The organism is Inhella gelatinilytica, assembly GCF_016093295.1.
GTDB lineage: Bacteria > Pseudomonadota > Gammaproteobacteria > Burkholderiales > Burkholderiaceae_C > Inhella > Inhella gelatinilytica.
Map to the genome: position 1 here is coordinate 22535 of NZ_JAEDAL010000009.1, position 13906 is coordinate 36440.

11 protein-coding genes and 1 tRNA gene are annotated in these 13906 nt (G+C 67.2%); 6 read left to right on the forward strand and 6 right to left on the reverse strand.

Annotated features, from left to right (window positions below):
• Positions 1 to 3: 3 nt before the first annotated feature.
• Both ompR and I7X43_RS14520 read right to left on the reverse strand, forming a co-directional pair.
• Entirely contained in the window at positions 4 to 762 is a 759-nt protein-coding gene (gene ompR, locus I7X43_RS14515) for an osmolarity response regulator transcription factor OmpR (protein WP_198101672.1), read from the reverse strand.
• Between the two features lie 137 nt (positions 763 to 899).
• Complete coding sequence (locus tag I7X43_RS14520; RefSeq protein ID WP_198101673.1) at positions 900 to 1670, reverse strand: 3-hydroxybutyrate dehydrogenase; 771 nt, start codon at positions 1668 to 1670, stop codon at positions 900 to 902.
• 145 nt (positions 1671 to 1815) lie between these two features.
• Between I7X43_RS14520 and I7X43_RS14525 the strand changes: the two genes are divergently transcribed.
• From I7X43_RS14525 to I7X43_RS14535, 3 genes are all read left to right on the forward strand, one after another.
• On the forward strand, positions 1816 to 2580 hold the full coding sequence (locus tag I7X43_RS14525) for an alpha/beta fold hydrolase (protein WP_246480454.1): 765 nt from the start codon (positions 1816 to 1818) through the stop codon (positions 2578 to 2580).
• A complete protein-coding gene (locus tag I7X43_RS14530; RefSeq protein ID WP_198101675.1) occupies positions 2577 to 4841 on the forward strand; it encodes a RelA/SpoT family protein in 2265 nt (754 codons plus the stop codon). Before I7X43_RS14525 ends, I7X43_RS14530 begins: the two co-directional genes overlap by 4 nt.
• 63 nt (positions 4842 to 4904) lie before the next feature.
• Positions 4905 to 4981, forward strand: a tRNA-Val gene (locus I7X43_RS14535).
• Between the two features lie 44 nt (positions 4982 to 5025).
• Here I7X43_RS14535 and I7X43_RS14540 read toward each other — a convergent pair.
• Positions 5026 to 5739, reverse strand: a complete 714-nt coding sequence (locus I7X43_RS14540) for a class I SAM-dependent methyltransferase (RefSeq protein ID WP_198101676.1) — start codon at positions 5737 to 5739, stop codon at positions 5026 to 5028.
• A gap of 95 nt (positions 5740 to 5834) precedes the next feature.
• Here I7X43_RS14540 and phaR point away from each other — a divergent pair, with 95 nt between their 5' ends.
• The 3 genes from phaR to I7X43_RS14555 are packed head-to-tail and all read left to right on the forward strand — an operon-like array spanning position 5835 to position 8962.
• On the forward strand, positions 5835 to 6401 hold the full coding sequence (phaR, locus tag I7X43_RS14545) for a polyhydroxyalkanoate synthesis repressor PhaR (protein WP_198101677.1): 567 nt from the start codon (positions 5835 to 5837) through the stop codon (positions 6399 to 6401).
• Entirely contained in the window at positions 6401 to 7777 is a 1377-nt protein-coding gene (rimO, locus tag I7X43_RS14550; protein WP_198101678.1) for a 30S ribosomal protein S12 methylthiotransferase RimO, read from the forward strand. The genes phaR and rimO overlap by 1 nt, the downstream gene beginning before the upstream one ends.
• A 3-nt stretch (positions 7778 to 7780) precedes the next feature.
• Entirely contained in the window at positions 7781 to 8962 is a 1182-nt protein-coding gene (locus I7X43_RS14555; RefSeq protein WP_198101679.1) for a PLP-dependent transferase, read from the forward strand.
• 40 nt (positions 8963 to 9002) lie between these two features.
• Here I7X43_RS14555 and I7X43_RS14560 read toward each other — a convergent pair whose 3' ends face one another.
• From I7X43_RS14560 to I7X43_RS14570, 3 genes are read right to left on the reverse strand one after another with little or no spacing between them, the layout of a single operon-like run.
• On the reverse strand, positions 9003 to 10355 hold the full coding sequence (locus tag I7X43_RS14560) for a TolC family protein (RefSeq protein WP_198101680.1): 1353 nt from the start codon (positions 10353 to 10355) through the stop codon (positions 9003 to 9005).
• A 4-nt stretch (positions 10356 to 10359) separates the two neighbouring features.
• Positions 10360 to 12459 carry an ATP-binding cassette domain-containing protein gene (locus I7X43_RS14565; RefSeq protein WP_198101681.1) on the reverse strand — a complete coding sequence of 700 codons (2100 nt, stop codon included), beginning with the start codon at positions 12457 to 12459 and terminating at the stop codon, positions 10360 to 10362.
• Between the two features lie 4 nt (positions 12460 to 12463).
• A complete protein-coding gene (locus I7X43_RS14570) occupies positions 12464 to 13678 on the reverse strand; it encodes an efflux RND transporter periplasmic adaptor subunit (RefSeq protein ID WP_198101682.1) in 1215 nt (404 codons plus the stop codon).
• Positions 13679 to 13906 lie beyond the last annotated feature (228 nt).

The window sequence follows — 13906 nt, forward strand, 5'->3', positions numbered from 1 at the left end:
CGGTTACGGCGTGGCGGGAGCCGACCCTTCAGCGCCATCCGGCACAAAGACGTAGCCCAGACCCCAAACGGTCTGGATGTAACGCGGACTGGCGGCATCGGATTCGATCATTTTGCGCAGCCGGGACACCTGAACGTCCAGGCTGCGGTCATAGGGCTCGAATTCTCGGCCGCGAGTGAGTTGGGCCAAGCGCTCGCGGCTCATCGGGGTCCGGGGGTGGCGAACCAAAGCCTTGAGCATGGCGAACTCACCGGTCGTGAGCGGCAGTTCTTGGCCGTCGCGGCTCAAGCGGCGGGCGGCGATGTCAAACCGGAAGGGGCCAAAGGCCACCGTCTCGGCTTCGCGTGAGGGTCCGCCGGGCGCTTCGGGGCCGGGCGAGCGCCGCAGCACCGCGTGAATGCGGGCGAGCAGTTCGCGGGGGTTGAAGGGCTTGGCCAGGTAGTCGTCCGCCCCCACTTCCAGCCCAACGATGCGGTCCACGTCTTCGCCTTTGGCCGTGAGCATCACGATCGGCGTGGCATTGCCCGCACCGCGCAGGCGCCGGCAAATCGACAAGCCGTCTTCGCCCGGCATCATCAGGTCCAGCACGATCAAGTCCAGGGTTTCGCGGCCAATCAGCCGTGTGAGTGCCGCCCCATCCTCTGCGGGGTAGACCTCAAACCCCTCTTGCGTCAGGTAGCGCCTGAGCAGATCGCGGATGCGGGCATCGTCGTCAACCACAGCAATGCGCTGAACACGGGGCGAGGCGTAAGAGGCAGTCATGGCGGGGCTCCAGGCGGCTGAACAACCAGCAGGGGTCGATTTTGAAAGCGCCGGCTCGCCCCTTGTTACAAATTCACAGCGCTGGCGACGCTTCGTCGCACACTTGTTACAAATTGGTGCGGCGTTCGGTCATCGGGTTACTGGGCCGTCCACCCGCCATCCATGCCCCAGGCTTGCCCGCGCACATTCTTTGCCGCCTCACTGCACAGGAAGACCGCCAGTGCTCCCAATTGATCAGGGGTGGTGAAAGCCAGGGAGGGCTGCTTCTCACCCAAGAGGCGCCGCGTCGCCTCTTCTCCATCGACGCCGTCAGCTTGGGCGCGGGCGTCCACCTGCTTCTGCACCAAGGGGGTGAGGACCCAGCCCGGGCAAATGGCGTTCACGGTGACACCCGTGGTGGCCGTCTCCAAGGCCGCGACCTTGGTGAGACCCACCAGCCCATGCTTGGCCGCCACATAAGCACTCTTGTTGACCGAGGCCACTTGGCCGTGAACCGACGCGATGTTGATCACACGCCCCCAGTTCCGGGCCAACATGCCGGGCAGGGCGGCGCGCAAGGTGTGAAAGGCGCTGCTCAAGTTGATGGCCAAGATGGCATCCCAGCGCTCGGGGGGAAAGTCCTGAATCGGCGCCACGTGCTGGATGCCGGCGTTGTTCACCAGGATGTCCAGGCCGCCGAACCGCGCCTCGGTGGCGCGAACCAAGTCCACGACTTCGTCGGGGCGACTCATGTCAGCGCCGTGGTAGTCGACTTCGACGCCCAAATGCCCCACAGCCGCTCGGGCCGCCTCCACGTCCCCAAAGCCATTGAGCATCACATTGGCACCTTCCTGGGCCAAGGCGAGAGCGAGCCCCAACCCAATGCCGCTCGTTGAGCCCGTGATCAGGGCGGTCTTGCCTTTCAACATCTGCTTTCCCTTAGGATGGTTCCGAGTCCACAGAGGATAGCCAATGCCTGCGCCCCAACTCCATCATGTTCAGTGCCTGAACCCTTCGGGGTTGCACCGCATGGCTTATTGGTCCTGGGGCGATCCTCAGAATCCAAACGGGGTGATGTGCGTTCATGGGCTGAGCCGCCAAGGGCGTGACTTCGACACGCTGGCCCAGCAATTGATGGGCGAGTACCGGGTGATCTGCCCCGATGTGGTGGGCCGGGGGGAGTCGGATTGGCTGGAGGACCCCGAGCACTACGGCCTGCAGCAGTACGCGGCCGACATGGTGGCCCTGTTGGCGCGGCTGAATGTTGCGCAGGTGGACTGGGTGGGAACCTCGATGGGCGGTTTGATCGGCTTGATCTTGGCGGCCTTGCCCGACAGCCCGGTGCGCCGCTTGGTCTTGAATGACGTGGGCCCCGCTCTGGAGTGGAGCGCCCTGCAGCGCATCGCCACCTATATCGGCCGCGAGATGCACTTCCCCAGCGCTGCTGTGGCCACGGCGCATTTACGTGAAATTTCGCCAGGTTTTGGTGCCTACAGCGAAGCGGACTGGACCACTCGCTCCGCCCCCATGCTTCGCGCAACGCCTGACGGGGTGCGCCTGCATTACGACCCGGGTATCGGCTTGGCGCTGCGCGCCCTTACGCCGGAGACGGCGATGGAGTCAGAGCTCTTTCTGTGGGCCGCTTACGAAAGCTTGCGGCAGCCGGTGCTGCTGCTCCGGGGCGAACAGAGCGATTTGCTGCGACCCGAGACCGCACAGCGCATGGCGCTGACGGGCCCCAAGGCGCAGTGGGTGAATTTGCCCGAGGTCGGGCACGCCTCGTTGCTCGATCGTTCGACGCATTTCGGACCTGTTTTGGAGTTCCTGCGCCAACCATGAAGACTGCGCCCGACGAAGCCCAGCGAGCGCCCATTGTTCAGTTGCTGGAGGAAGGGCCGGCTCTTGAGTTGCCGGACCGGCTGCCCGGCGCGACTCGTTCAGTCCAGGCGCCGGACCTGCTCACGCGGGCCCGCGCCTTTGCCGAACCCCTGCTGTCAGGCCGCTTGCTGGATACTGGGGAGGACCAACTGGCGCACGCGGATGGCGTGGTGGCCATCTTGGCCGGTATTGGCGCGTCTCCCAGCATTCAAGCGGCGGCGTACTTGGTGTATGCCGCGGAGCATTTGGCTCACCCCGAAGAGGCGACCAGCAAGGCATTTGGTCCGAGTTTTGCGGAATTGGTGGAATACACCCGCAAGCTGATGCGCATCCAGCGCGCTGCACGCGCGGCGCACATTGAAGATGCCGAAGCGGCCGCCCTGCAGTTGGAGCGCGTGCGCAAGATGCTGCTGGCCTTTAGCAAGGACCTGCGTGTGGTGCTGCTGCGCCTGGCTTCGCGCTTGCAGAGCCTGCGCTGGCATGCGGCAGCTCGGCAGCCTTGCCCGCATGAGCTGGCGCTGGAATCGCGCCAAGTCTTCGCGCCACTGGCCAATCGGCTGGGCATTTGGCAGATCAAGTGGGAGCTGGAGGATCTGGCCTTCCGGTTCCTGGAGCCCGAGCCCTACCACGGCCTGGCCAAAGCCTTGCACGAGAAGCGCCTGGAACGCGAACTGCGTGTGCACCAGGCCCGGGCGCAGTTGAGTAGCGAACTCCAGCGCCTGGGCGTCTCGGGCGAGGTGCAGGGGCGCCCCAAGCACCTCTACAGCATCTGGAAAAAGATGCAGGGCAAGGGCCTGACGCTGGAGCGCGTGTTCGACCTGCGGGCCTTGCGCGTGGTGGTCGAGACGGTAGACGACTGCTACACCGTGCTGGCGCGCTTGCATGAGCTGTACACGCCGGTGGATGGCGAGTTTGACGACTACATCGCGCGCCCCAAGGCCAATGGCTATCAAAGCCTACACACCGTGGTTCGCGGGACGGACGGTCGAACCATGGAGGTGCAAATTCGCACCCGGGCCATGCACGAACACGCCGAGCACGGCGTGGCGGCGCATTGGGCCTACAAGGAGGCTGGCGCCAAGGGCTATGCCGGCCAGGCCACGGCGGGGGACCAGGAGGCCCAGGTGCGCGAGGCCCGAAAGGCCGTGCTGCGCCAGCTGCTCGCTTGGGAGCGCGACCTCAGCGAGCACAGCCCGGAGCCCATGCGCGAGGCGGACGCCCGCCTGTTCGTGTTCACGCCTCAGGCTGCCGTCATTGAGCTGTGCGCCGGGGCCACGCCCATTGACTTTGCGTACCACGTCCACACCGACCTGGGTCACCGCATCCGAGGCGCCAAGGTCGACGGCCAGCTGGTGCCGCTCAACACGCCACTGCAAAGCGGCCAGACGGTGGAAGTGCTGGCGGTCAAAGAGCGAGGCCCCTCGCTCGATTGGCTCAACCCGGAGCTGGGTTTCCTGGCCTCGCCGCGTTCGCGTGCCAAGGTGCGGGCCTGGTTCAACGCCCTGCACACCGAGGAGGAAATCGCCCGCGGCCGTGAGGCGGTGGAGAAGCTGCTCGCCCGCGAGGGCAAGACCGCCATCAAGCACGATGAACTGGCCGAGCGTCTGGGTTTCAAGAACGCCGAGCAGCTGTTCGAGGTGGTGGGCAAGGACGAATTTTCGCTCAAACCCATCGAGCAGTTGCTGCGCCCCACAGCGGCACCCGATCCGCAGCACGACGACGAGGCGGCCGCGCGCCAGCACGTGCGCCCCGCCGCTGAGCGCACGGACCGCGGGGGCGTGCTGGTGGTGGGCGTGGACTCCTTGCTTACCAACCTGGCTCGCTGCTGCCGCCCGGCGCCGCCGGACACCGTCCGGGGTTTCGTCACCCGTGGGCGCGGCGTCGCCATCCACCGTGCCGACTGCAGCAACCTGCGCGAGGCCCTGCGCCGCGACCCGGAGCGCGAGATCGACGTCACTTGGGGCAACACGGCCGGCCAGCTCTACCCCGTCGAACTCAGTGTCGAGGCGCAGGACCGCCCCGGCGTCATGCGCGACGTGCTCGAAGTCTTCGCCAAGCTGCGCCTGCGCGTCAGCAGCGCCAAGACCCAGACCCAGCGCGGCAGCCGCCCGGACACGCAGTGGATGGCCTTCACCCTCGAACTGCCCGGCGCTGAGGCTTTGCAACAAACGCTGCGCGCCATCACCCAAGTCCCAGGCGTTCGTGCGGCTCGACGGCGCTAAAACCTGTGTTATAGTGGCGGGCTCTTGCAGTGCAGCAGTGCTCGCAGCGCAAGAGCAGACCCCAGGCGCGTAGCTCAGCTGGTTAGAGCACCACCTTGACATGGTGGGGGTCGTTGGTTCGAGTCCAATCGCGCCTACCAATTCAAAACCCCGTCAGTCGTTTGGCTGACGGGGTTTTTCGCTATCAGTCCAACGGTTTTTGGGCGATGCAATTCAACAGTGTTTCTTCCCGGTGCCCCAGCTCGGGGACCTTGAAGCCAAACCATTCGAAGGCACCCAGGTCGCTTCGACTCCACCACAAGTACGGCGTGCTGACGCGGTTGGCTGCGACCTCAAACCCCGCGGCTTGTAGCAACTGGAGATACTCCGGTGCAGTTCGCTGGACGTGCATCGGGTGTCGGAACAAGTATCGGATGACCCAACTGTGGATGTAAGCGCGACAGCTCTCGGCCAGTAGCAAGTACCCACCGGGCTTGAGCACCCGAAAGACTTCCTTGAGCGCACGTTCCTGGTCCACGATGTGATGGAGCGTTTGGTGGCAGAGCACCAAATCTACCGACGCGTCTGGGAGCGGTAGCTGCTCCGCATGTGCTTGGTGGCGGGTGACGGGTGCTGGGCAGGCGTCAGCGTTGGCCTGACTGCGAATCAAAAACTCAGGGTCAGGGTCGGTGGCATGGATGTGCTGTGGCTTGAAACGGGAGCTGAGTTCAAGCAGCGAATGGCCACGGCCGGTTCCGAGGTCCAACACCACGCCGCCCATCGGCAACTCCGGCGCCAGGCGCTGCAGGTCATTTAGCGCTCGGGCGAGAACATGAATTCGCCAGGTGGCGGTCGATAAGAACCACAGGCCAAAGCGGGTTTCTGGAACAAAGGCCCAGGGGGTAACTCGTTGATTCATTCGTGCATTCGTTAAACGGCGCGGGCGCGAATCGTAGTGGCGACAGGGGCCTCCTTAAAATGCCGAACTCAACAACCAACCTGACCGGAGCCCCCATGGCCACTCGGCGCCGCGCAGCCGCCCCAGACGCCGAAGCAGCCAGCCCCACGGCCGCACCGCGCGTGCTGAAGAAGTACCCCAATCGTCGGCTGTACGACACCCAGACCAGCGCTTATGTCACGCTGCAGGATGTCAAGGCGATGGTCCTGGACGGTCAGCACTTTGAGGTGCGGGACGCCAAGACGGGCGAAGACCTGACGCGCGCCATCCTGCTGCAAATCATTCTGGAAGAAGAGACCGGGGGCGTGCCGCTGTTTTCCACGCCCATGCTGGAGCAAATCATCCGCTTCTATGGGCAAGCCATGCAGGGTGTGTTGCAGGACTATTTGGCCAAAAACCTGCAAACCTTTGCCGACATGCAGCAGCGCTTTGCCGAGCAAAGCGGGGCCATGGGCCTGACGCCGGAAGCGTGGGCGCAGTTCATGCAGGGCCAGGCGCCCATGATGCAAGGGCTGATGGGGAACTACTTCGAACAGAGCAAAAACCTGTTTGTGCAAATGCAAGAGCAGATGGCCAAGGGCGCGCTGTTCCCTGGGGTGCCGGGTTTTGGAAAGACCAAGTGATGAGTGATGTGAACGGGGCGAGCACGCCCAAAGTGGGATTCGTGAGCCTGGGCTGCCCCAAGGCGTTGACGGATAGCGAACTGATCCTGACGCAGCTGAGCGCTGAGGGCTACGAGACCAGCAAGACCTTTGCTGGCGCCGACTTGGTGATCGTGAACACCTGCGGCTTCATCGACGATGCGGTCAAGGAAAGCCTGGACACCATCGGCGAGGCGCTGGCCGAGAACGGCAAGGTCATCGTGACCGGTTGTCTGGGCGCCAAACAGGCGGCCGATGGGGCCAACTTGGTGCAGCAGATCCATCCCAAGGTGCTCGCCGTGACCGGCCCCCATGCCACGCAGGAGGTGATGGACGCGGTGCACCAGCACCTGCCCAAGCCGCACGACCCCTTCATGGATCTGGTGCCGGCCGCGGGCATCAAGCTCACGCCCAAGCATTACGCTTATTTGAAGATCAGCGAGGGCTGCAACCACCGCTGCAGCTTTTGCATCATCCCCAGCATGCGGGGTGACTTGGTCTCGCGCCCGGTGGGCGATGTGCTCAAGGAAGCCAAGGCCTTGTTCGAGGGCGGGCTCAAAGAGTTGCTCGTGGTCAGCCAGGACACCAGCGCTTACGGCGTGGACGTGAAATACCGCACCGGCTTCTTCGACGGCAAACCCGTCAAGACCCGCATGCTGGATCTGGTGCGTGAGCTGGGCGAGTTGGCCAAACCCTATGGCGCCTGGGTGCGACTGCACTACGTCTACCCCTATCCGCACGTGGACGAGCTGATTCCCCTAATGAACGAGGGTCTGGTGCTGCCCTACCTGGATGTGCCGTTCCAGCACTCGCACCCCGATGTGCTCAAGCGCATGAAGCGCCCGGCCAGCGGCGAGAAAAACCTGGAGCGCCTGCTGCGCTGGCGCGAGGCCTGCCCGGAGCTGGTGGTGCGCTCAACCTTCATCGCCGGTTTCCCCGGGGAGACGGAAGAAGAATTCCAGCACCTGCTGGACTTCGTGCGCGAGGCGGGCATCGACCGCGCCGGCTGTTTTGCCTACTCGCCGGTGGAGGGCGCCAGCGCCAATGCCTTGCCCGGCCAGTTGCCCGATGCCCTGCGGGAGGAGCGCCGTGCGCGCTTCATGGCCGTGGCCGAGGCGGTGTCGGTGCAGCGCCTGCAACGGCGCGTGGGCCAGACCCTGCAGGTCTTGATCGACAGCGCGCCGGCCCTGGGCCGCAAGGGCGGCGTGGGGCGTTCGTTCGCCGACGCGCCCGAGATCGATGGCACGGTGCGCTTGCTGCCGCCCGAAAAGGCCAGCAAGCAGCTCAAGGTGGGGGAGTTCACCCGCGCCCGCGTGGTGGCCGCTGAAGGTCACGATTTGATCGCCCAGCCGATCTGAGTCATGACCGACCGCAAGCCCGCCGCAGAGCTGATTCACCACCCCTATCAGCCGCCCGCGGGCTTTGCCTCGCCCGTCGAGCCGGTGCACAAGGGCAGTTCGATCTTCTTCCCCAACGTGGCCGCCCTCAAGCGCGTGCGCTGGGCCGATCGCGACGCCTACACCTACGGCTTGCAGGGCACACCGACTACGTTTGCGCTGGAGGCCCGGCTGGCCACGCTGGAAGGGGCGGAGCACATCCTGCTCGCGCCCAGCGGTCTGGCGGCGCTGAATCTGGTCAACCAGACGTTTCTGAAGAGCGGGGATCACCTGCTGCTGCCGGACAACGTCTACGGGCCCAGCCGCAATGCGGCGCGCCACGAGCTCGCGCAGTGGGGCATCACGTTCGACGTCTACGACCCGCTGGACCCGGCTGACCTGGCGGCCCGCCTGACGCCGGCCACCCGCTTGGTCTGGCTGGAGGCGGCTGGCTCGGTGACGCTGGAGTTCCCTGACCTGCCGGCCTTGGTGGCCGCCGTGCGCGAGCGGGCGCCGCAGGCGCTGATCGCGCTGGACCACACCTGGGGCGCGGGCTTGGCGTTTGCGCCGTTTGACTTCGGCGTGGACGTGACGATTCACGCCTTGACCAAGTACCCCAGCGGGGGCGGCGATGTGCTGATGGGCTCCATCGGTTGCCGCGACCGCGCGCTCTATGAGCGTTTGGCGGCGGCCCACGGCCGCAGCGGCCTCGGGGTGGGGGCCAACGACGTGGAACTGGTGTTGCGGGGCCTGGCCACACTGCCGCTGCGATATGCGGCGCAGGACGCCGCGGCGCGGCAGGTGGCCGCTTGGGCTCAGCAGCACCCGGCCGTGCGCCAGGTGCTGCACCCGGCCTTGCCCGGCTCTCCCGGCCACGCCGCCTGGGCCAGAGACGCCCAGGCCGCCGCTGGCTTGCTCACGCTGACGTTCCACGAGGGGGTCAGCTCGGCAGCCGTGGAAGCCGCGGCAGACCGGCTGCGGGTGTTCCGCCTGGCTTGGAGTTGGGGCGGGCCAGTCTCGCTGGCCGTGCCCTATGACTTGGCCTTGCTTCGGAGCCTGCCCGGGGGGCGCCGCGGGCCCGTCTTGCGCCTGGCCATTGGTCTGGAAGAGCCCGAGGTGCTGACCACCGATCTGGCGCAGGCGCTGGCGCCGCTGGCGGGCGGCTGAGCGGAGCCCGGCCGCCCCGCTGCAGGCGGCCAGCCGCCCCTCAACGGTCGCTGGCCAGTGCCTTGTGCAGCGCCGCCTGGTTCAGCCAGGCGCGCAGCCGCAGGCGGATGCCTTCTTGCTCGGCCGCCAGCGCGGCATTGCGCGCCTGCAGCCAGTCGGCGCGGGCGATGGCGCCCACTTCAAAGCGCAACTGGGCCAGCTGCGCCGTGCGCCGGGCTTCCTGCAATCGGGCTGCATTGGCCAGCTCCTGTGCCTGCAGCTCGCGCTGCTCGGCGGCCAAGCCTTCGATCTCAACCAAGGCGCGGTGCAGGCTGTCGCGCAGGGCGAGTGCGCTGCTTTCCACGTCGGTCAATGCTCCTTGGCGCTGCAGGTCCAGGCGGCGCCAGTCCACCAAGGGCACGACCAGGTTGGCGGCCAGGCTGGCCAGCGGGTTGCGCAGCCAGTCGCCGGCGTCGCTGCCGCCGGTGCTGAGGCCCGCGCTGAGGCTCAGCCGCGGATACCGCGCGGCCTCGTTGCTGCGCTGGCGGGCCAGGGCGGCGTCCACCTGCAGACGGGCCCGCTGCACGTCCGGCCGGCGCGCCAGCGCCTGCTCGGGCGGCGGCGGCAGCCATCGCGGCGGCGCGGCGTGGGGCAACTGGGCCGCGGCCGGCAGGACGGGTTCGGTCTGGTTCAGCAGCAAGCCCAGGGCCAGGCGGTGGCTGCTGCGTTCGCGCGCCAGCTGGGCCAGGCGCGAACGCAGGCCTTGCACGGTGGCAGCGGCCTTGTCCACCTCGATGGGCAACAGCTTGCCCTCGCGCACGCGCTGTCTCGTCAGCTCGACGACCTGCTCGGCCGCCTGCAACTGTTCAGTGATCAGCGGCTCTTCGAGCGCCAGCGCGGCCAGGCTCCAATAGCGTTCGGCCACCTGGGTGCGGATCAGCAATTGGGCCGCCGCGATGTCGGTGCGCGCGGCCTCGGCTTCGGCCGCTTGAGCGCGCTCGGTCTGGGCCAGGCGCTGCCACAGATCGACTTCGTAATTCAGCCCAGCACTCAGGCCGTGGCTCCGTGCAGTGGGGCCGTGCTCCACGGCACGGCTGCGCGAGGCGTCCAAGCCGAGGCTGGGACTGGGCTGGCGGTCCAGCCCAGCGCCTTGGGTCTGCAACTCGGCCCGGCGCCAGCGCAAGACCGCCTGGGCGATGTCGCGGTTGGCGGCCAGGGCTTGCTGTTGCAACTGGCTCAGGGCCGGGTCGAGCAGGCCGGCCCAGTCGGGCTGTGCCGCGCCGGCGTCTTGGCCCTCAAACTGCTGCCATTGCGCCGGCAGGGCGGTGCTGGCTTGCGGAGCCACGGGGGGCTGAACGGCGCAGCCGCCCAGCAGCAGGGCCAGGGTGCTGGCCAGGATGGTCTTGTTGTTCATGTTCTTACTCCCGGGCCAGCGCATCGACGGGGGACAGGGCGGCAGCGCGCCGCGCCGGCAAGGTGCCAAAGATCAGGCCGACCAGGCTGGAGACCGCAAAGGCCACGCCCAGCGCCGCCCAGCTCACCTCCACTTTGAGGTCGCTCTGCGCCGCATTGATGCCTTGTGCGCCCAGCCAACTGAGCAGCACGCCCACCAAGCCGCCCAGGCAGCACAGCAGCACGGCTTCGACCAGGAATTGCAGGCGCACATCGCGCTGGCGCGCGCCCACGGCCATGCGGATGCCGATCTCGCGGGTGCGCTCGCTGACCGACACCAGCATGATGTTCATCACCCCCACGCCACCCACCAGCAGGGAGATGGCGCCCACGCCGGCGAACAGCAGTGCCATCGCACCGGTGACCTGCTGGAACTTGCGGAACTCCTCTTCCGCGCTCCAGGTGCCGAAGTCCTCGGCGCCATGGAGCGCGCGCAGGCGGTACTCGATGTGGCGGCGCACTTCCTCGGGGGGCACCGTGAAGTCGAGCAGCACATTGAACTGATCCGCATCGGTGCGCAGGTCCAGCTTGCGCGCGAAGGCGGTGTGCGGCACGAACACCTGGCCCAGCCACGAGCCAAAGTTCACCAAACCGCCGGTGTCGGGTTTGACGACGCCGATGATGGTGACGGGCAGCGCCACGCCCACGGCCGGTGGGGCCACAGGCCCGCCCTGGGCCACCGTGGCCATGGGGTCGCCCCCCATGCCAGCCATGGGGTTGATGAGCAGGGTGCGCCCCACCGGGTTCTCGCCCGGCTTGAAGAGGTTGTTGCGGGCCTTCTCGTCGATCAGGGCCACCTGGGCGGCGCTGCTGAAGTCATGGGGCTGGAACACGCGGCCGGCGTCGAGCTTGAGCTTGCGCATGGCCAGGGTGTCGGCCTCGGCGCCGAGCACGGTGACCAAGCTGTCGCGGGCGCCGTGGCGGGCCGTCATCTGGGCTTCGCGCTCGGTGGTGACGGCTTTGACGCCCGCCAGCGCGCGAATCGAGGCCATGTCCGCCGCGGTGAAGGCCTTGGCCTGCTGGCCGGGCGGCAGATTGGGGTTGCCGCGCCAGACCATGATGCGGCCCGACATGAAGCCGCTGACATCTTTCTCGATGCTGCCGCGCGCGGCGCTGGTCAGGGCCAAGATGGACACCACAGCGGCAATGCCGATGCTGATGCCCAGCATGGAGAGCGCGGTGCGCAGGCGGTTGCCTTTGAGCGACTGCACGCCCGAGGCAAAGGCCTCGCGCCACTGCGCCTGCAGGCGCCGCCACCAACTTGCGGGCGGCAGGGGCTGGCTGTCCTCGCTCTGCGGCGGCTGGTGCGTGGCGGGGGTGCCGTTGTCGCGGATCACCTTGCCGTCTTTGAGCTCGATGACGCGACGCGCATGGGCGGCGACCTGGTGGTCGTGTGTGACCAGGATGATGGTGTGACCGCGCTCGTTGAGTTCGCGCAGCAGCTTGAGCATCTCGGCGCCCGAAGCGGAATCCAGTGCGCCGGTGGGCTCGTCCGCCAAGATGATCTGGCCACCGTTCATCAGCGAGCGGGCAATCGACACCCGCTGTTGCTGGCCACCCGAGAGTTCGTTGGGCTTGTGGTGCAGGCGCTCGCCCAGGCCCAAGCGCTCCAGCAGGGCTTGCGCGCGGCTGCTGCGCTCGGCCTGGCTGGCGCCGGCGTACACGGCGGGCAGGGCGGCGTTGGCGCGCGCATCCAGGTGCGGCAGGAGGTGGTAGCGCTGGAAGATGAAGCCAAAGCGCTCGCGGCGCAACGCGGCCAGTTCGTCCGGGCCGAAGTGGCTGGCGTCCTGGCCGTCGATCAGGAACTGGCCCTCGGTCGGGTTGTCCAGGCAGCCCAGCACGTTCATCAGGGTGCTCTTGCCCGAGCCGGACTGGCCGATAACGGCGACAAACTCGCCGGCCTCAATGGCCAGGCTCACGCCGTCGAGTGCGCGCACCTCGATGTCGCCGAGGGTGTAGTGCCGGCCGATGGCGCGCAACTCGATCAGCGGCGGCGCGCTGCGCTGCGGCGATGGGTGCAGCCCGTCGCCTTGGGCGGCTGGGTGGATCAGGAGGTCGCGGGCCATGGCGTCACTGCCCGCTGGCTGCAGCCGAGGCCGCGGCTGAGGCAGCAGATTCGGGCGGCGGCGGGGCCAGCAGCACTTTTTCGCCGGCCTTCAGGCCTTCGAGCACCTGCACGCGGCCCCCGTCTTGCAAACCGGTGCGAATCTTGCGCTCCTTGTGCTTCGGGGCATCTTTGCTCTCCTTCGCCGGCGCCTCCAGCACCTGCACGGCGAAGCGACCTTCATCGTCTCGCGCACCCAGCGCCACCACGGGAATGGCCAGCACCTGCTTGGCGCTGCCGGTTTCGATGTTGACCTGCACCGTCATGTCCGAGAGCAGCTTGCGTTCCTTGTTCGGCACCTCGAACAGCACGTTGTAGAAAACGGCGTTGCCGGCGCGCTCAGGGACCGGCTGGATGACGCGCACCGAGCCTTCGTAGCGCTGCGCCTCACCCGAGAGGGTGACGAAGCGTGCCTTTTGGCCCACCTTGACGCTGGCGATGTCGGCCTCGGGCACCCGGGTGCGCACGGTGATCTCGTCCATGTTGGCCAAGGTCACCATCACGGGCGTGATCTGGATGGCGATGACGGTCTGTCCCTCTTGCACCGGCAGGTTCACCACCGTGCCGTCCATGGGGGCGGTGATCGAGGTGTGGCCCAGCGAGAGCCGGCGCTTGTCGAGCTCCGCCTGCAGGCGCTTGAGGCTGGCGCTTTGGCCGCGCAGGTCAGCTTCCAGCTTGGTCAGTTCGACCTCGGCACGCTCGGCTTCGGTCGCGGCGGTGGCCTCGCCCTTGAGCAGGCGGCGCTGGCGCTCAACCTCTGCTCGGGTGAGCTTCAGATCGGCCTGGCGCGCTTCAATCAATGCAGCTTGCTGGGCCACGGCGGCCTCGGCCTGCGCCACTTCGCTGCGTGCGAGCTCGGGGTCCAGGCTGACCAGCAAATCGCCCTTCTTCACTTGCTGGCCCAGTTGCACGTGAATCTTCTGCACCTGGCCGCTGACCTGGGCGCCGACATCGACTTTGACGCGCGGTTGCAACACGCCGGCGGCTTGCACGGTTTGCAGGATGTCGGCAAGCGCCGCCGTCCCGCTGGGTGGGGCCGGTGGGGGCGGGGGTGGGTTGACCAGTCGATACGCCCCCCAGGCCAGACCGATGCCCGCAGCCAGAAGGGTGACTCGCGCCCACCAAGGGCGCAGCGCGCGGCGAATGAAACCGGGGGACGTCGAGGAGGTTTTGGGGTTCATGGTTCGATTCCTGAAGGCGGGCGGACTGTAGGCGCGAAAAGCCGGGGCACGGGGCCTGTACCGGCCCGCATGCGACGAACTGCAGCCTTGGCCGATGGTCTGCGTCGGGCTCCTCCAAACAGGGGGGTGGGTTTGCCCTTGCTCTGGTTGTGAAGGCGCGGTCGAATACTGCTTTTGAACGAGACCGGGAATTGGGTGCGTGTCGCCCGGGCCGGCGGGCTCGATTAC

What these genes read in the sequence shown, in the direction of transcription:
- ompR (WP_198101672.1), bottom strand. Translation starts at nt 762, where the DNA reads ATGACTGCCTCTTACGCCTCGCCCCGTGTTCAGCGCATTGCTGTGGTT.
- I7X43_RS14520 (WP_198101673.1), bottom strand. Translation starts at nt 1,670, where the DNA reads ATGTTGAAAGGCAAGACCGCCCTGATCACGGGCTCAACGAGCGGCATT.
- I7X43_RS14525 (WP_246480454.1), top strand. Translation starts at nt 1,816, where the DNA reads ATGTGCGTTCATGGGCTGAGCCGCCAAGGGCGTGACTTCGACACGCTG.
- I7X43_RS14530 (WP_198101675.1), top strand. Translation starts at nt 2,577, where the DNA reads ATGAAGACTGCGCCCGACGAAGCCCAGCGAGCGCCCATTGTTCAGTTG.
- I7X43_RS14540 (WP_198101676.1), bottom strand. Translation starts at nt 5,739, where the DNA reads ATGAATCAACGAGTTACCCCCTGGGCCTTTGTTCCAGAAACCCGCTTT.
- phaR (WP_198101677.1), top strand. Translation starts at nt 5,835, where the DNA reads ATGGCCACTCGGCGCCGCGCAGCCGCCCCAGACGCCGAAGCAGCCAGC.
- rimO (WP_198101678.1), top strand. Translation starts at nt 6,401, where the DNA reads ATGAGTGATGTGAACGGGGCGAGCACGCCCAAAGTGGGATTCGTGAGC.
- I7X43_RS14555 (WP_198101679.1), top strand. Translation starts at nt 7,781, where the DNA reads ATGACCGACCGCAAGCCCGCCGCAGAGCTGATTCACCACCCCTATCAG.
- I7X43_RS14560 (WP_198101680.1), bottom strand. Translation starts at nt 10,355, where the DNA reads ATGAACAACAAGACCATCCTGGCCAGCACCCTGGCCCTGCTGCTGGGC.
- I7X43_RS14565 (WP_198101681.1), bottom strand. Translation starts at nt 12,459, where the DNA reads ATGGCCCGCGACCTCCTGATCCACCCAGCCGCCCAAGGCGACGGGCTG.
- I7X43_RS14570 (WP_198101682.1), bottom strand. Translation starts at nt 13,678, where the DNA reads ATGAACCCCAAAACCTCCTCGACGTCCCCCGGTTTCATTCGCCGCGCG.